Source organism: uncultured Amphritea sp., from assembly GCF_937127095.1.
Taxonomy (GTDB): Bacteria; Pseudomonadota; Gammaproteobacteria; order Pseudomonadales; family Balneatricaceae; genus Amphritea.
In genome coordinates this window covers 87,449-104,729 of sequence record NZ_CAKZLP010000048.1, presented here as the reverse complement: position 1 = coordinate 104,729, position 17,281 = coordinate 87,449, and the positions used below count along the sequence as shown (strand labels likewise).

The following is a 17,281-nucleotide window of genomic DNA, read 5'->3' as shown; positions in this document are numbered from 1 at the left end:
GCGGATAACGGCGGTCAGGACTTCAGCATGCTCACCGAATTCATTCAGAACTGGAACAGAGACACCAATCGCTGGGTTGATGCGGTGGTCAAAATCGCGGCGGATGAATCTGCTGCGAACAAACAGCTGCTGACGAAGTGGGTTGAAAACTGGAAAGCTAAAGCTGTGGACGCCCTTGCACCGCTGGCCGAGCAGATGATCGGCTCAGATGCCCTGGCGATAGCCGAAGATGCCTGGGGTAAACGTCTGGCAAAAGCCGGACTGCTGAAATAACACCGCGAATAACAACAATAAGGTTAACAACCATGTCAAAAGTCTATATCGCCCTGCAGGACAATGATGAGTCCCGCTATATCGTCGAAGCCATTGAAGAGAGTAATCCGGATGCCACGGTTATCCATCAGCCTGCCATGATCCGCATCGAGCGGGAAAACCGTCTGGTGATCGAGCGGGCGGTCGTGGAAGAGAAGATGGGCCGGGAGTGGGATGTGCAGGAACTGCACATCAACCTGATTACCCTCGGCGGTAACGTGGATGAAGATGACGACCAGTTCGTCCTTGAGTGGAAACAGTAAGGGGAAATATCATGGCTGCTAAAAAATTAAATATAAAAGATAAGTATCGCCTGCTCACCCGTGATCTGGACTGGGAATTTTCCTACGAAGATCCTAAACAGGCATTTCCCTATGAAGAGTTTGAAGGCATTAAGATTACCGACTGGAGCAAGTGGGAAGACCCGTTTCGTCTGACCATGGACTCCTATTGGAAATATCAGGCAGAGAAAGAGAAAAAACTCTATGCCATCTTCGATGCCTTTTCACAGAACAATGGCCACCTGAATGTGACGGATTCTCGTTACGTGAATGCGGTGAAGCTGTTTCTCACCGGAGTCTCTCCGCTGGAATATCAGGCCTATCAGGGGTTTGCTCATGTAGGCCGTCAGTTTAGTGGCGTCGGTGCCCGGGTGGCGTGTCAGATGCAGTCGCTGGATGAGTTGCGCCATGTGCAGACCCAGATCCATGCGATGAGCCACTACAACAAGTTCTTCGATGGCTTCCAGGAATTCAGTCACATGCATGACCGGGTCTGGTATCTGTCGGTACCCCGTTCGTTCTTCTGTGATGCACGCAGTGCCGGCCCGTTCGAGTTTATGATCGCCATCGGTTTCTCCTTCGAGTATGTGCTGACTAACCTGCTGTTTGTGCCCTTTATGTCGGGAGCCGCGCATAACGGTGATATGGCCACGGTGACCTTTGGCTTCTCCGCGCAGTCTGACGAAGCCCGCCACATGACCCTGGGGCTGGAGGTGATCAAATTCCTGCTGGAACAGCATGAAGACAACGTGCCGATTGTGCAGAAGTGGATCGATAAGTGGTTCTGGCGTGGCACCCGCCTGCTGACCATTGTGGCGATGATGATGGATTACATGCTGCCGAATAAAGTGATGTCCTGGAAAGAGGCCTGGGAGGTCTATTTCGAAGAGGCCGGTGGTGCGCTGTTTAAAGATCTGGCCCGTTATGGTATTCGCATGCCGAAATACGCCGAAACCATCGAGAAAGAGAAAGAGCATATCTCCCATCAGGCCTGGTGGACCTTCTATACCCATGGTCATGCCGCGGGTTTCCATACCTGGATTCCAAGTGATGAGGAGCTGGACTGGTTGTCGGCGCAATACCCGGACACCTTCGATAAGTACTATCGTCCGATGTGGGAACTGGCTAAAGAGCAGGAAGCTAAGGGCGAACGCTTTTACACCTCAGGCCTGCCGCAGTTGTGTCAGACCTGTCAGATCCCGATGCTGTTTACCGAGATGGATAATCCGAATCAGAACTCCATGCGTGACTACCTGTATCAGGGCGAGCGTTATCACTTCTGCTCAGATGGCTGCTGTGACATTTTCAAGGAGGAGCCGGAAAAATATGTACAGTCCTGGTTGCCGGTACATCAGATATTCCAGGGTAACTGCGGGGGGCCAGGCGTGGGTGAGGTCCTTAGTGATTACTACCGCATGAATGTGGGGGTCGACAATATGGATATCAAAGGCTCGCCGGATGAGGTGCGCTGGAATAAGTGGAAAGGCGTCGCCTGAATCTGTATTACACGATCAATGTCAATGGGTGTGGCGACAGCGGCACCCTGATAAGAATAACAAGAGGATATAAAAATGCCTGTATATGCACTGAATCCGGGTTACCAGGGCGAGCGGATGGACCGGGTGGAGAACTTCCACGGTAATCAGATTGTTTATCTCGGATGGGATGAGCACCGCATGTTCTGCGCGGCTAAAGCGTTTCCGTTGCCCCCTTCCATGCCGTTTGCGGCGCTGATCGAAAACATCATGCCGGAAGCCTTTGGTCAGCACCCTGAGTTTAAGCAGATCAACTGGGACAGCGCTGAGTGGCTGCTGGATGGCGAACCGTTCAAGCCGCAAGCGGATGTCAGTCTGGCGGATCAGGGGGTGGGTCATAAATCATTGATCCGCTTTAAAACGCCTGAGTTAACGGGGTATCAGGGTGCCGGCGTTTAATGTCGCAGTGCCTTAGCTGAGTGAGGCGGATCGGTCTCTGATAGATAGTCTGAGTGAGAGACCGGTCTGTTGCAGGGTGAAAGTATGAGTTATCAAATTACAGTAGAACCAACCGGCGATGTGATCGAGGTTGAAGAGGGGCAGACGATTCTGGATGCTGCCCTGCGTCAGGGGGTCTGGCTGCCATTTGCCTGTGGTCATGGCACCTGTGCCACCTGCAAAGTGCAGGTGCTGGAAGGTGAAAGCGATCTGGGTAATGCCTCTCCCTTCGCGCTGATGGATATGGAGCGGGAGGAGGGCAAAGTGCTGGCCTGCTGCTGCACGCCGGAATCGGATATGGTGATCGAAGCGGATATCGATGTGGATGATGATTTTGCCGGCTATCCGGTGGAAGACTTTATCGGCACGGTCACTGAGATCAACGACCTGTCACCGACGATTAAAGGGATCGTTTTTGCACTGGACAGGCCGATGGCGTTTCAGGCCGGGCAGTATATCAACTTGAAGTTACCCGGTGTGGAGGGCAGTCGAGCGTTCTCCGTCGCCAATAAACCCTCTGAGGCCTCTACGCTGGAACTGCATGTGCGTTTAGTGCCGGGTGGTGCGGGTACTACCTACCTGCATCAGCAGCTAGAGGTGGGTGATACCCTGGATATCAGCGGGCCATACGGTCAGTTTTTTGTGCGTAAATCGGACCCGCAGGGGGCGATCTTTATCGCCGGTGGTTCGGGACTTTCCAGCCCGCAATCGATGATTCTGGACCTGCTGGAAGCGGGCGATAGCCGTCCGATCACCCTGTTGCAGGGGGCACGTAATGTGGCTGAACTGTATAACCGGGCGCTGTTTGAAAACCTCGACCGGGAGTTTGCTAACTTCACCTACGTGCCCGCGCTGAATGCACCGGAACCGGAGGATGACTGGCAGGGCTTTACCGGCTTTGTCCATGAAGCGGCACAAGCACACTTCAACGGTCGGTTTGATGGTAATAAGGCTTATCTCTGTGGCCCACCGCCGATGATCGACGCGGCGATCACCACCCTGATGCAGGGGCGGCTGTTTGAGCGGGATATTCATATGGAACGCTTTGTCACCGCCGCCGATGGCGCGGAAGAGCAGAACCGGTCGGCGTTGTTCAAACGGATCTGATTGTTCTGATCATTAACCGACATACATACCGATAGCTTTGAGACAGACAAAACCGCAGCGCTATGCTGCGGTTTGCCTGTTCCAGTACTCAATAAAGTGTCGCGTAAAAGTCGTGACTTTGCTGGACAGGTGTTGACGATGGGGGTAGATCACATTGACCGGTATCTGCGTATTACACATTTGCGGCATAAGTGTGACGAGCTCCCCTTTTTTTAACATTGAATGAACCGCAAACTCCGGACAAAAAGCGATCACTCTGCCTGTGCGGGCCATATGCGCTGCCGCCAGAGCGCTGTTCACCCGGGCTATAATTCGCGGTTTTACGTCAGTTTTTAACTGGTCACGTATAAAGCTCCAGCTTCCTGCCTGTCGATAGTTGCTATCAAATACGCAGGGCAGGTTTTCTAATTGCCAGATAGAATCTGGCCGCCCATAGTGTTCTATAAATGCAGGCGATGCGCAGAGGATCATCCGGGTGAAGCCTGCGGGCCTTGCGATCAGTGATGAATCAGCCAGTTTGCCAATTCTCAAAGCGACATCAAACCCTTCGCTGATCAGGTCTACAAAGCGATCATTCAGTTGCAGTTCGACTTTCAGATCAGGGTTAGCGGATGTCAGCTCTGCGATAAACGGCATCAACACCAGTTCACCAAATGTCGTGGGTGCTGATATACGTAATCGCCCTACCAGGCTTTGGCTTTCATTCAGTAATTGAGCTTCTAAATTGACAATGTCGTCGAGTATCTTTTTCGCCTGTTCATAGTAGCTCTGACCTTCGCTGGTGATCTGCATACTGCGTGTCGAGCGGATAATCAACCTGACTTTCAGTAAAGCTTCTAACTGTGAAATATGGGTGCTTACTAACGCTTTTGTCTTGCCCAGTCGGTTTGCTGCTGCTGTGAAGCTGCCCTCCTCGGCAACAGCAACAAAAGAAGACATCAGGTTGAGTTTATCCATAAGAGGAAAGCCTTATTGGTCGGTTGATTGTTAAATAATATTTAACTATGTGTATATTAAATGGATTATTGTTTATATTCTTTGATGGGTCAAAATATCCGCATCGACAACGAATCAATTGATGAGGATAACTCAATGAACACTTCCCCCGCTTTTGCTGCAACACTGCTTCGTATTTCTCTGGGAGTTATGTATCTGGCCCACGGCTTATTGAAACTCATAGTATTTACACCGGAAGGCACGGCAGGCTTTTTCAGCTCACTTGGCCTGCCAGGTTTTCTGGGGCCGTTAACAATGGGGATTGAGATCTCAGGGGGGATAGCACTTATTCTCGGAGTGTATGCGCGCTTCGTCGCGGTTGCACTGATCCCCGTTCTTTTGGGAGCTGTTGTTCTGGTTCACGGCGCCAATGGCTGGAGTTTTGGTAATCAGGGTGGTGGTTGGGAATACCCCGTCTTCCTGATTGCCGCTTCTATTGTTCAGTTTCTGCTGGGTGATGGCGTCTATGCACTTAAATCCAGAGCAGCGCAGCCGGTAGCTGCTTAAATCAGATTGCTGATTTTGAATAAGGGTTTCGGTATTCAATGGAGATTCAACTACCGGGCCCCTATATCCTGACAAATTTTTGGAGATTGATATGCTGGTTAATGGGGTGTGGCAAAGTAAGTGGGACCCGGTGCAGAAAAAAGATGAGCAGGGGCGATTTATCCGTCAGAGCAGTGCCTTTCGCGACATCATCAGCCCAGACCGTATCTCAGCAGTAAAGCATGGAGACTCGGATTCTCTTGGGGTGAGGCTCTATGTCGCTTACATCTGTCCCTGGGCAACCCGTACGTTGATTGCCCGGTCTTTGCTGGGGTTGGAAGAGTATATTCCCGTGAGTATTGTTGACCCGAAACTGAGTGACGACGGCTGGATGTTCAGTGATTATCCCGGTGGCACCCATAGCCTGCGGGAATCGATCACCTATATTCATGAGCTTTATACACAGGCGGATGCCGGTTACACCGGTCGCGCCACGGTGCCCGTTTTATGGGATGCTGAAGAGCGCACTATTATTAACAACGAATCGGCAGAGATTCTCCGGATTTTTAACAATGATCTGCGGCCAATACACAACTCAGAGATCGATCTGGCGCCTGAGGCTCTGTTGCAAGAGATAGACAGGTTTAATGAGCAAATCTACGATACTTTGAATAATGGTGTCTATCGTGCCGGTTTTGCCTCATCGCAGGCAGCTTACCAAGAAGCTTACAACGATCTGTTTGCTGCTTTGGCGTGGTTGGAAAAACATTTCGAGACACAGGTCTATGCGGTGGGAGATCAGCTGACGGAAAGTGATATCCGTCTGTTTGTCACGCTGGCTCGTTTTGATGTGGCTTATTATGGTTTGTTCAAAACCAATAAAGCCCGGATCACTGACTACACAAACCTTTCAGCCTATATGGATCGGCTATTAAAGATCCCTGCATTCAGTAAAAACACCAATATTGATCATATAAAAGCGGGTTATTACTCTATTAAAGCCCTGAACCCGATGGGTATAGTACCCGAGGGACCCGAATTAGACTGGTTTAAATATCTGGATTAGGAGATTGTCATGTCTGAAATATCAGCTCCAGTTATGTTTATCGGACACGGCTCGCCTAGGTGGGCTCTGTCGCCTGGCGCAGCTGCTGCGCGGTTAGTGGAATACAGCGCACTGTTCAGTAATGTCAAAGCGTTGTTGGTGATATCTCCCCACTGGATCACCCGTGGAATGCGGCTGACGGCCTCTTCAAGGCCTGAAACGATTCATGATTTTGGAGGCTTTGAAAAGGCGCTTTATCAGCTGCAATATCCGGTTGCCGGAGATCCTGAGCTGGCCTGCCATATTCAGTCAGTTTTGCAGGATAGTGGTTTAGCTGTTGAGTTGGATGAAGAGAGAGGGCTGGATCATGGAGTCTGGGTGCCGCTATTGCACATGCTGCCAGATCATCGCATCCCTGTATTGCAGCTTTCCCTTGATGCAGGTTCAACGCCGGATTCTCTGGTGAAATTAGGTGCGCAGTTAGGTCAGCTCAGAGACGAGGGCGTAGCAATCATCGCTTCCGGTAGCCTGACCCATAACCTCTACCATATGGGCGAAGAGCGTGCTGAACCTTTGGACTATGTTGTGCGGTTTCAAAACTGGGCCAGAGAGCAGGTTGTTGCGCGAAATATCTCAGCGCTGAGTCAGCCTCATATTGAGTCTGATGATTTTGCGACTGCGCACCCCAGTGCGGAACACTATCTGCCACTTCTGATAGCGATGGGGGCCAGCCATGACTCAGATCAACTGTCTGTCTTGCAAAGCTCGATCTTATATCAGGCGCTGTCGATGGAGTCGTATGGATGGAACTGATGAAATCATTAACTCAGTTCTGAAATGATTGATTATATGATTAAAAAGCCTTGCTTGTGAGCAGGGCTTTTTTTTGATTTTTGGTCTACTCTGAACATGAAACATATTTTAAAACAGTAGGTTGGGGCTGAACCTGTTGATTCTTTTACAGGCTGGCACAGAGGTTGCTCTAATATCTATGCGTCACAAATCGAATGAACGTCAGTGGAGATTCCTATGCCGGATCGGGAGACACATTTGATCAGGGTTGTTAACCGTGATCAAAGTTTTAAATGTGCAGAAGATCAGGTGTTGTTGGTTGCAATGGAGCGAATGAGTACCGATGCAATCAGCGTGGGATGTCGCGGTGGTGGTTGCGGTGTTTGCAAAATTCGTATCCTTCAAGGGGATTATGAATGCAAACGGATGAGCAAAGCCCATATTTCCGAAGCGGAAATGCAACAGGGTTTTGTGCTCGCCTGTCGGGTGTTTCCCCGAACAGATCTGGAAATCGAATCAGATCATTACCAGGCTCCTGAGTCTTCCTATCAAAAAGCGGGCGCCAGGATGGCGGCTGGTTGAACAATAAAAGCAAAGTGCAGAGGAAAACGAGATGAGAAAAGGTGTAATGCGTCCCGGTCATATACAGATTCGGGTTTTGGATGTTGAAGAAGCCCTGAAACATTACCGGGATCTGCTGGGCCTGATTGAAGTTGAGCGTGATAGCCAGGGCCGGGCTTACCTGAAAGGCTGGACTGAAGTTGATAAGTTCTCGGTTGTACTGCGCGAAGCAGACGAGCCAGGTCTGGATTTTGTTGGTTATAAAGTGCTGGATAACCAGACGTTGGAAAAACTTCAGGGTGAGCTGGTCGCGTATGGCTGTAATGTTGAAGAGATTCCTGCCGGAGAGCTGAATGGCTGCGGTCGCCGGGTACGTTTTGACTCACCAACGGGCCATATGTTTGAAATCTTTGCTGAGAAAGAGCAGACCGGCAAATGGGGCTTGTCAGCAGTAAATCCTGAAGCCTGGCCACGTGGTTTGAAAGGGATGAAAGCGACCCGTTTTGACCACTGTTTGCTGTATGGTCCTAATATCGCGGGTACTCTTGATCTGTTCCAGAATGTACTCGGTTTTGAGCTGGCCGAGCAGGTGCTGGATCCTGAGGGAACCTGTATTGCGCAGTTCCTGACCGTCAGTATGAAAGCCCATGATGTTGCCTTTATTGAATGTCCCGAGCCAGGCAAATTGCATCACGTATCGTTCTTCCTGGATAGCTGGGAAGATGTACTGCGTGCTGCCGATCTGATCTCAATGGAAGATGTCTCGCTGGATATCGGTCCAACCCGTCACGGCCTGACCCATGGTAAGACGATCTACTTCTTTGATCCATCGGGTAACCGATCCGAAGTATTCTGTGGTGGTGATTATCACTATCCGGATCATGAGCCGGTAACCTGGAAAGCGGAAGATCTTGGCAAGGCTATTTTCTACCATGACCGCGTTCTGAATGAACGCTTCCTGACTGTTCTGACTTAAGAGCTTGATTGAAAGAGCTCGACTGACGAGCTCTGACCTGAGCGGTCAGACAGGATAATTATAAACAGGCCGTTTCGTTCTGTGACATATGACGAAACGGCCCATTGTGGCAGGGTTGCTCTCTTGTCACATAAGTATAGTTCTATTGGCTGTGGTGATTGAAAGCTGCAACGGCCTGACAGATTTACCCCGAGATTAGCGAGTACTCTAATGCACGAATTTAAGAACTTTATAAATGGTGAATTTGTCACCACCGTCAGCGGTAAAACATTTGAAAACCGCAATCCGGTAGATAACAGTCTGCTGGGGCTGGTTCATGAAGCGGGTCAGCCTGAAGTAGATGCTGCGGTAAAAGCCGCCAAGGCGGCGATGAAAGGCCCCTGGGGGACGATGACTCAGGCGCAGCGAATTGCTCTGCTGGATAAGGTCGCCAACCGCATCAATGAACGCTTCGATGAATTTCTCGATGCCGAGTGTAAAGACACCGGTAAGCCTCACAAGATCGCCTCCCATATCGATATTCCCCGGGGCGCGGCCAACTTTAAAGCGTTCTCTGAAACTCTGGCGAACCATCCGACGGAAGCCTTTAAACTGGATACCCCGGATGGCCGTGGTGCACTGAACTACGGCCACCGTACCCCTAAAGGGGTGATCGCCGTGATCAGCCCCTGGAACCTGCCACTGCTGCTGATGACCTGGAAAGTGGGTCCGGCGCTGGCCTGCGGTAATACCGTGGTGGTTAAGCCTTCAGAGGAAACTCCGGCTACCGCAACCCTATTGGGCGAAGTGATGAACGAGTGTGGTGTACCCAAAGGTGTGTATAACGTTGTTCACGGTTTTGGCCCCGATTCGGCTGGTGCTTATCTGACCGAGCATCCCGATGTTAATGCGATCACCTTTACCGGTGAAACCCGCACCGGCGAGATCATCATGCGTGCCGCGTCCGTTGGCTTGCGCAACATCTCTCTGGAGTGTGGCGGTAAGAACCCCGGTATCGTGTTTGCTGACTGCGATATGGACAAAGCGATCGAAGGTACTATGCGTTCGGCGTTTGTGAACTGTGGCCAGGTCTGTCTGGGCACTGAACGAGTCTATGTTGAACGGCCAATTTTTGAAGAGTTTGTTCAGCGCCTCAAAGAGGGTGTTGAGAAACTCAAACTGGGTGTGCCGGAAGATCCGGAGGTGGATTTTGGCCCACTGGTTAGCCAGGAGCATAAAGAAAAAGTTTTGTCCTACTACCGTCTGGCGGTCGAGGAGGGTGCTACCGTGGTGATCGGTGGTGGTGTACCTGAGATGGGAGCAGAGCTGAATGCCGGTGCCTGGGTTGAACCGACCATCTGGACCGGCTTAGCCGATGATGCTCGCGTTGTGCGGGAAGAGGTGTTCGGCCCCTGTTGTCATATTCGTCCCTTCGATACCGAAGAGGAAGTGATCGAACTGGCTAACGATACCAAGTATGGACTGTCCGCAGCGATCTGGACCGAAAACTCTGCCCGGGCATCCCGCGTGGCGGAAGCGATGGAGGTGGGGATCTGCTGGGTTAACAGTTGGTTCCTGCGGGATCTGCGGACCGCCTTCGGGGGTGCGAAAGAGTCAGGTATCGGCCGCGAGGGCGGGGTACATGGCCTGGAGTTTTATACCGAACTGAAAAATGTCTGCATCAAGCTTTAACAGCCAGGGCTCTTAAACAAAGAGCTTTGTGAAAGAGATATAGAGAATAGATATGAATAAAGAACAGATATTACAGTGTGGCGATGAACTGTATGAGGCGATGGTACAGCGTCATACGCTGCGTCCTTTTACTGAACGCTTTAACGACATCACCATTGAAGATGCTTATAACATCTCACTACGTATGATCGAGCGCCGCGTTGCTGCGGGTGAACGGATTATTGGTAAAAAGATCGGTGTCACTTCAAAAGCTGTGCAGAACATGCTCAACGTACACCAGCCAGATTTTGGTTTTCTGACCGATTCAATGGCCTATTCTGAAGGTCAGGAGATGCCGATCAGTGAAAAGTTGATCCAGCCAAAAGCGGAAGGGGAGATCGCCTTCATTCTGAAGAAAGACCTGCTGGGGCCGGGCATCACCAACGCCGATGTGTTGGCAGCGACCGATTGTGTTATCCCCTGTTTTGAAGTGGTCGACTCCCGTATCGAAAACTGGCAGATCAAGATTCAGGATACCGTGGCGGATAATGCGTCCTGTGGCTTGTTTATTCTCGGGGATAAAACGGTCGATCCACGCAAAGTAGATCTCACAACCTGCGGCATGGTGGTCGAGAAGAACGGCCAGATTATCTCTACCGGCGCAGGCGCAGCGGCGTTGGGCAGCCCGGTGAACTGTGTCACCTGGCTGGCGAATACGCTGGGTGCGTTCGGTATTCCGCTTAAAGCGGGTGAGGTTATTTTGTCCGGTTCCTTAGTACCGCTTGAACCGGTGCAGGCTGGGGACTTTATGAGCGTCAGTATCGGTGGTATCGGTTCTGCTTCCGTGCGCTTTGTATAACCGCTGGTGTTAACCGTTTTCTATTAAGCGCTTTTGATTACGAGCTTTATCTTAAAAGCTTATTGGGTGAGATTTTATGAGTAAAAAACTAAAAGCAGTCATAATCGGGCCGGGCAATATCGGTACCGATTTGCTGATGAAGATGCAACGGTCCGAGTGGATCGAACCGGTGTGGATGGTGGGTATCGACCCCGAATCCGATGGTCTGAAACGGGCCCGTGAGATGGGCATTAAAACTACCGCCGAAGGCGTTGATGGCCTGCTGCCGCACGTGATCGAAGATGATATTCGTATCGCTTTTGATGCCACCTCTGCGTATGTACATGCGGAGAACAGCCGCAAGCTGAACGAACTGGGCGTGATCATGATCGACCTGACACCTGCGGCGATCGGCCCCTTCTGTGTACCGCCGGTGAACCTGCGGGCCCATGCACAAAACTTGGAGATGAACGTCAATATGGTCACCTGTGGTGGCCAGGCAACGATCCCGATGGTCGCCGCTGTATCCAGCGTACAGCCAGTTGAGTATGGCGAGATTATCGCCACGGTGTCGTCTAAATCTGCCGGTCCCGGCACCCGTAAAAATATCGATGAGTTTACCCGCACCACTGCCGGTGCCGTCGAGAAAGTTGGCGGGGCTAAAAAGGGTAAAGCGATCATCATTATCAACCCGGCTGAACCCCCGTTGATGATGCGTGACACTGTGCACTGCCTGACCGAAGGCGAGCCGGATCAGGCCGCCATTATTGCCTCCGTGCATGCAATGGTGAAAGAGGTGCAGAAATATGTACCCGGTTATCATCTGGTGAATGGTCCGGTATTTGATGGCAACCGTGTCTCGATGTTTATGGAAGTCGAAGGTCTGGGGGATTATCTGCCAAAGTATGCTGGCAACCTGGACATCATGACCGCAGCCGGTTTGCGCACCGCCGAGATGTTTGCGGAAGAAGCCAACAACGGCAATATTACCCTGCCAGCACGCGGCTAAGTGGAGAAAAGAGCGATGAATCTGAAAGGTAAAAAAGTAATCCTCCACGACATGAGTCTGCGGGACGGTATGCACGCTAAACGTCACCAGATCTCCCTGGAGCAGATGGTTAATGTGGCGACGGCCCTCGATGATGCCGGTATGCCGTTGATCGAAGTGACCCACGGTGATGGACTGGGGGGCACCTCGGTGAACTATGGTTTTCCGGCCCACAGCGATGAAGAGTATCTCGGCGCGGTGATTCCGAAACTGAAAAACGCCAAGGTGTCCGCGCTGCTGTTGCCTGGGATCGGCACGGTCGATCACCTGCGGATGGCGAAAGATCTGGGCGTGAACACCATCCGGGTCGCCAGTCACTGTACCGAAGCCGATGTCACCGAACAGCATATCGGCCTGGCTGCGAAGCTGGAGATGGATACCGTGGGCTTCCTGATGATGGCGCATATGGCCAGCCCGGAAAAGATTCTCGAGCAGGCGCGGCTGATGGTCTCCTACGGCGCTAACTGCATCTACTGCACCGACTCTGCCGGTTATATGTTGCCGGATGAAGTGACCGAAAAAATTGGTCTGTTGCGGGCAGAACTGGATTCCTCTATCGAAGTGGGTTTCCACGGTCACCACAACATGGGCATGGCGGTGGCTAACTCCCTGGCCGCGATTGATGCCGGTGCGATCCGTATCGATGGTTCGGTGGCGGGCTTAGGTGCCGGTGCCGGGAATACACCACTTGAAGTACTGGTCGCCACCCTGGTAAGGATGGAAGCGGATCATGGTATCGATCTGTATAAGATTATGGATGTGGCGGAAGATCTTGTGGTACCGATGATGGATCAGCCGATCCGGGTCGACCGTGATGCGCTGACACTGGGCTTTGCCGGGGTGTACTCCTCGTTCCTGCTGTTTGCCAAACGGGCAGAAGCGAAGTACGGCATTCAGGCACGTGACCTGTTAGTCGAGCTGGGCCGTCGCGGCACCGTCGGCGGACAGGAAGATATGATAGAAGACCTGGCACTGACCATGGCGAAAGAAAAGGGGTTAATCTGATGGCTGACGTTCAGGAAAATAAGCTAACACAATCACAGATCGAAGAGCTGGCGATCCATCTGGAAAACGCTGAACTGGAAGCGTACGAAGTCACCAAGATCACCGATGACTTCCCGGAGATGACCTACAAGGATGCCTTCGATATTCAGTGGGAGATCCGTCGTCGTAAAGAGGAACGGGGCACTAAGATTGTTGGCATGAAGATGGGCCTCACCTCCTGGGCGAAGATGGCGCAGATGGGGGTTGAACATCCCTGCTACGGCTTCCTCGCGGATTACTTTTCCATCCCGGACGGTGGCGAGATTAAGCATGATGAACTGATCCATCCGAAGATCGAAGCAGAATTGGCGTTTGTCACTAAAGCCCCGCTGAAAGGGCCGGGCATCCATATCGGTGATGTCCTGCGGGCGACCGATTTTGTCATGCCTGCGGTGGAAGTGATCGACTCCCGTTACAAAGATTTTAAGTTCGATCTGAAATCGGTGATTGCGGATAACTCCTCATCCAGTCGTTTTATCACCGGAGGCCGTATGGCACCTCCGGCGGATCTTGATCTGAAGACTCTGGGGGTGGTGATGGAGATCAATGGTGAAGTGGTACAGACCGGCGCGGGTGCTGCGGTGCTGGGTCATCCGGCGTCTTCCGTGGCGATGCTGGCGAATATGCTGGGCGAGCGCGGCGAAGAGATTCCGGCGGGCACCTTCATCATGATCGGCGCGATCACAGCGGCGGTACAGGTGAATAAAGGCGATAGTTTCAGCGTTCGCTATCAGGATCTGGGCACCATTAGTGGTAAATTCGTGTAAACGGATACCCGGCTGGTTTGGTAGTATTACAGCCCCATCACTGGGGCTGCTTTATGTTTAGCGCTGATAGTTGAGAGTCACGAGTTAAGAGGTTTACCATGGCAGATAGCTGTATTCAGAAGCAACTGACAGAACCGGGTCAGGAAGGACCGGTTACCGTTAGTATTTCCCGAAAAGCGAAACCCGGTCGGGAAGCAGAATATGAAGCCTGGATCTCAGGTGTCATTGATGCGGCATCTGAATACCCGGGCCATCAGGGAAGTAATGTTCTGCGTCCAAGCGCTGCGACAGGCAATCGCTATGTACTGATCTACCGCTTTGACACCTATGAAAACTGTCAAACCTGGGAGAGCTCTGAACTGCGCAAAGAGTGGCTGGATAAACTTGAGCCTTTGATTGAGGGTGAAGCGGAGGTTCAACGCGGAACCGGGTTGGAGTTTTGGTTTGATCTGCCAGAATTACCCGTCAATAAGCACCCATCGCCCCATAAGATGGCGCTGGTGCTGATAACGGTTGTTTATGTATTGGTCATCATGCTGAATCTGATACTTGCCCCAGTGCTGGTTGACGCTAACCTGTGGCTGAAAAGCGCTGTCATCGTTATTCTGCAGGTGCTGTTAATGACCTATCTGGTTATGCCCCGGGTGACTCGCCTGTTGCATAGCTGGTTATTTAAGTGAGGATGTACTAATGCCAATCGTAACAATCAGTATGATGGAAGGTCGCTCTGACGAAATGAAAGAGTTGATGATAGATGAAGTCAGTGAAGCCATTGCCCGAACATTAGATGCGCCGAAAGAAAGCGTGCGGGTATTGATTTACGAAATGCCCAAGCAGCACTTCGGTATTGGTGGACAGTCGGCTAAGAAGCTGGGTAAGTAGCCCGACGTTTTATATAAAACCTCCTGCTGGAGGTTTTTTTATGCTTAGCGGTTTATCTTCGGCAGGAAGGGCAATAAAGCGCGGAAGCGATGCTATCATGACCACCCTCTTTGAAAACTTTGAGCCCCGTTAAATCGTGAAGCCTGATCTCCTTAATAGTGAAATTCGACCGACTCTGATAAAGATGACCCTGCCGATGATGCTTGGCATTGTTAGTCTGATGCTGTTTAACGTGGCGGATAGCTATTTTGTCAGTCAACTGGGTACTGAGCAGCTGGCTGCGCTGGGATTTACCTTTCCGGTATCTTTTACTGTTATCAGTTTGTCTATCGGACTGAGCATCGGAACCTCAGCCACCATTGCCAGGTTGATTGGCTCTGGGGATAGTGATGGTGCAAGGCAGTTGACCACGGATAACCTGTTACTGACAACCCTGTTGATGGTCTGTATCGCGTCACTTGCTGTGATGATTATCGATCCACTGTTTCGGCTACTGGGCGCAGGGGACCAGTTGATGCCCTATATACATAGTTATATGTCGGTGTGGTTTTTTGGATCGATTTTCTATGTGCTGATCATGGTTTCAAACAGCTCTTTGCGTGCCAGTGGCGATACCCGGACGCCAGCATTGCTGATGGGGTTCTCCTCTATTATGAATCTGCTGCTCGATCCGCTACTTATTTTCGGTTGGGGTCCGATACCTGCGATGGGTATTCAGGGGGCCGCAATTGCCAGTGTGATTGCCTGGGGGATCGCTGCGGTTGCAGCGCTGCTTAATTTATATTTGAGAAAGGGCCTGTTGGTACTCAAAATTGTATCTTTCTCTGTTGCGTTGCAGCATTGGCTAATGGTGATGAAAATCGGCTTTCCTGCCGCGCTTTCCAATATGATGACTCCGATAGCGGCAGCAATTATGACGGCCGTCGTTGCAGGTCATGGCCCTGAAGCAGTGGCCGCTTTTGGCGTCGGAAGCCGGCTTGAGTCGCTCTCTTTGTTGGCAAATCTTGCGCTCTCTATGACCTTGCCCCCTTTTATAAGCCAGAACTTTGGTCGTCGTCAGATAGCACGGGTACGGGGTGCCTATCTGAGTGCTATAAAGTTTGCTTTGCTTTGGCAGGCATTGATTTATATTCTTTTATTCTTCTTTGCCGGGGGGATCGGTGCACTTTTCAGTGATCAGGAGAGGGTTGTTAACCTGATCAGTTTATGGGTGCTGATCGTACCTCTGGGGTTTGGTTTTCAGGCAGTAACCTTTCTTACTGCTTCCAGTTTTAATGCGCTGCATCAACCGATGAGAGCGATGAAAATCAGCATTTTTCGCCTGTTTATCCTTTATGTTCCTTTAGGTTATTGTGGTAATTATATCGCTGGCTTAGAGGGGATGTTTAGTGCATTTGTGCTGGCAAATATGTGCACTGCAGCAATGTCGTTCAGGTGGATGCAGCAGCATTTGAAGCGCCTTTAAACCTTTGACAACACAGAAATAAGTTGTATCTTGTCTTAACGTTGTAACAGTTTGTATATAGTCTTTCGATCGGTGTAAGACTGACTAAACGAAAGTCATATTACTACTTCCGTTTATTGCATATATCATCTGCTTAATAATTAAAAAATTACTAAATAATAACTACAATTCAAAACAACAAATCTCAAGAAGCAAAGGGGACGCGAGCATGACACAAAAAATTGCTCTGGTAACAGGTGGTACTGGTGGTATTGGTACGGCTATCTGTCGAGCATTAGCCGACGCAGGTCTGAAGGTTGTAGCGGGTTATAATTCGGGTGGTAATCACGAAAAAGCAAAAGCCTGGCAGGAAGAGCAGAAAGCGGATGGGTACGATATTCTGGTAGCCTACGGTGATGTTACCAATGAAGAATCATGTGCTGCCTGTATTAAGACGGTAGAAGAGGTTGCTGGCGGTAGCGTAGACATTCTGGTCAACAATGCGGGTATCACCCGTGATGGTACGTTCCGCAAGATGAGCTGGGAGCAGTGGAACGAAGTGTTGTCTGCAAACCTTGACTCAATGTTCCATATGACCCGTCTGGTAATCAATCCGATGCTGGACAAAGGTTGGGGACGGGTTATCAACATCTCTTCTGTTAATGCTCAGAAAGGTCAGTTTGGTCAGTGTAACTACTCTGCTGCTAAAGCGGGTATTCACGGCTTTACTAAGGCTCTGGCACAGGAAGTTGCGGCGAAAGGCGTGACGGTTAACACCGTTTCACCGGGTTATGTAATGACTCCGATGGTTGCTAAGATTCCTCAAGAGGTTCTGGAAAAGATTATTCGTCAGGTGCCAGTCGGTCGTCTTGGTGAGCCTTCAGAGATTGGTAAAGCGGTTTCCTACCTGGCCAGTGATGACTGTGGTTACGTGACCGGTTCTGACTTCTCCATCAATGGTGGTCAGCATATGTCTTAAGCTGGATGACAGCGTGTAAAAAAACCCGCATTTGCGGGTTTTTTTGTTTTTGTATTTTTTGGTATATGTATTTTTTGGTATAGGGGGGTAAACCGACAAC

19 protein-coding genes and 1 pseudogene are annotated in these 17,281 nt (G+C 50.8%); 19 read left to right on the top strand and 1 reads right to left on the bottom strand.

Translation table 11 applies throughout. The features are described 5' to 3' along the window. The 5 genes and pseudogenes from Q0499_RS10970 to Q0499_RS10950 all read left to right on the top strand — a co-directional run. Positions 1 to 273: pseudogene (locus Q0499_RS10970) on the top strand (phenol hydroxylase); the annotation flags it as partial. A 32-nt stretch (positions 274 to 305) separates the two neighbouring features. Beyond that, entirely contained in the window at positions 306 to 575 is a 270-nt protein-coding gene (locus Q0499_RS10965; RefSeq protein ID WP_299199241.1) for an MmoB/DmpM family protein, read from the top strand. Between the two features lie 11 nt (positions 576 to 586). Then, the gene (locus tag Q0499_RS10960; RefSeq protein WP_299199239.1) at positions 587 to 2,089 is read left to right on the top strand and encodes an aromatic/alkene/methane monooxygenase hydroxylase/oxygenase subunit alpha; all 1,503 of its coding nucleotides are present in this window, start codon (positions 587 to 589) and stop codon (positions 2,087 to 2,089) included. Between the two features lie 75 nt (positions 2,090 to 2,164). Continuing rightward, on the top strand, positions 2,165 to 2,527 hold the full coding sequence (locus Q0499_RS10955; RefSeq protein WP_299199237.1) for a phenol hydroxylase subunit P4: 363 nt from the start codon (positions 2,165 to 2,167) through the stop codon (positions 2,525 to 2,527). 84 nt (positions 2,528 to 2,611) lie between these two features. Then, complete coding sequence (locus tag Q0499_RS10950; protein WP_299199235.1) at positions 2,612 to 3,673, top strand: phenol 2-monooxygenase domain-containing protein; 1,062 nt, start codon at positions 2,612 to 2,614, stop codon at positions 3,671 to 3,673. Positions 3,674 to 3,733: 60 nt separating this feature from the next. Here the strand turns inward: Q0499_RS10950 and Q0499_RS10945 are convergent, their stop codons facing one another. Beyond that, positions 3,734 to 4,630, bottom strand: a complete 897-nt coding sequence (locus Q0499_RS10945; RefSeq protein WP_299199233.1) for a LysR family transcriptional regulator — start codon at positions 4,628 to 4,630, stop codon at positions 3,734 to 3,736. A 135-nt stretch (positions 4,631 to 4,765) separates the two neighbouring features. Between Q0499_RS10945 and Q0499_RS10940 the strand changes: the two genes are divergently transcribed. The 14 genes from Q0499_RS10940 to phbB all read left to right on the top strand — a co-directional run bounded on the left by Q0499_RS10940 (position 4,766) and on the right by phbB (position 17,181). After that, positions 4,766 to 5,176: a DoxX family protein gene (locus tag Q0499_RS10940; protein ID WP_299199231.1), complete on the top strand. Its 411-nt coding sequence runs from the start codon at positions 4,766 to 4,768 to the stop codon at positions 5,174 to 5,176. Between the two features lie 91 nt (positions 5,177 to 5,267). Then, the gene (locus tag Q0499_RS10935) at positions 5,268 to 6,221 is read left to right on the top strand and encodes a glutathione S-transferase C-terminal domain-containing protein (RefSeq protein ID WP_299199229.1); all 954 of its coding nucleotides are present in this window, start codon (positions 5,268 to 5,270) and stop codon (positions 6,219 to 6,221) included. 9 nt (positions 6,222 to 6,230) lie between these two features. Then, positions 6,231 to 7,013, top strand: a complete 783-nt coding sequence (locus tag Q0499_RS10930; RefSeq protein ID WP_299199227.1) for a class III extradiol ring-cleavage dioxygenase — start codon at positions 6,231 to 6,233, stop codon at positions 7,011 to 7,013. Between the two features lie 216 nt (positions 7,014 to 7,229). Continuing rightward, the gene (locus tag Q0499_RS10925) at positions 7,230 to 7,574 is read left to right on the top strand and encodes a 2Fe-2S iron-sulfur cluster binding domain-containing protein (protein WP_299199225.1); all 345 of its coding nucleotides are present in this window, start codon (positions 7,230 to 7,232) and stop codon (positions 7,572 to 7,574) included. 31 nt (positions 7,575 to 7,605) lie between these two features. Further along, positions 7,606 to 8,529, top strand: a complete 924-nt coding sequence (locus Q0499_RS10920; protein WP_299199223.1) for a catechol 2,3-dioxygenase — start codon at positions 7,606 to 7,608, stop codon at positions 8,527 to 8,529. A 210-nt stretch (positions 8,530 to 8,739) separates the two neighbouring features. Then, complete coding sequence (locus Q0499_RS10915) at positions 8,740 to 10,200, top strand: 2-hydroxymuconic semialdehyde dehydrogenase (RefSeq protein ID WP_299199221.1); 1,461 nt, start codon at positions 8,740 to 8,742, stop codon at positions 10,198 to 10,200. A 52-nt stretch (positions 10,201 to 10,252) separates the two neighbouring features. Next, positions 10,253 to 11,038, top strand: coding sequence for a 2-oxopent-4-enoate hydratase (dmpE, locus tag Q0499_RS10910; protein WP_299199219.1), 786 nt, complete (start codon positions 10,253 to 10,255; stop codon positions 11,036 to 11,038). 76 nt (positions 11,039 to 11,114) lie between these two features. Continuing rightward, complete coding sequence (locus Q0499_RS10905) at positions 11,115 to 12,026, top strand: acetaldehyde dehydrogenase (acetylating) (RefSeq protein WP_299199216.1); 912 nt, start codon at positions 11,115 to 11,117, stop codon at positions 12,024 to 12,026. Between the two features lie 15 nt (positions 12,027 to 12,041). Next, positions 12,042 to 13,070, top strand: a complete 1,029-nt coding sequence (dmpG, locus tag Q0499_RS10900) for a 4-hydroxy-2-oxovalerate aldolase (RefSeq protein WP_299199214.1) — start codon at positions 12,042 to 12,044, stop codon at positions 13,068 to 13,070. Continuing rightward, positions 13,070 to 13,876, top strand: a complete 807-nt coding sequence (gene dmpH, locus Q0499_RS10895) for a 2-oxo-3-hexenedioate decarboxylase (protein ID WP_299199212.1) — start codon at positions 13,070 to 13,072, stop codon at positions 13,874 to 13,876. Before dmpG ends, dmpH begins: the two co-directional genes overlap by 1 nt. A 98-nt stretch (positions 13,877 to 13,974) precedes the next feature. Continuing rightward, positions 13,975 to 14,556, top strand: coding sequence for an antibiotic biosynthesis monooxygenase (locus Q0499_RS10890; RefSeq protein ID WP_299199209.1), 582 nt, complete (start codon positions 13,975 to 13,977; stop codon positions 14,554 to 14,556). Positions 14,557 to 14,566: 10 nt separating this feature from the next. After that, positions 14,567 to 14,758 (top strand): 2-hydroxymuconate tautomerase, encoded by a 192-nt coding sequence (locus tag Q0499_RS10885; RefSeq protein ID WP_299199207.1) that lies wholly within the window; start codon positions 14,567 to 14,569, stop codon positions 14,756 to 14,758. 196 nt (positions 14,759 to 14,954) lie between these two features. Further along, complete coding sequence (locus Q0499_RS10880) at positions 14,955 to 16,223, top strand: MATE family efflux transporter (protein WP_299199205.1); 1,269 nt, start codon at positions 14,955 to 14,957, stop codon at positions 16,221 to 16,223. A gap of 208 nt (positions 16,224 to 16,431) precedes the next feature. Next, positions 16,432 to 17,181 carry an acetoacetyl-CoA reductase gene (phbB, locus tag Q0499_RS10875; RefSeq protein WP_299199203.1) on the top strand — a complete coding sequence of 250 codons (750 nt, stop codon included), beginning with the start codon at positions 16,432 to 16,434 and terminating at the stop codon, positions 17,179 to 17,181. The last annotated feature ends 100 nt before the right edge of the window (positions 17,182 to 17,281 follow it).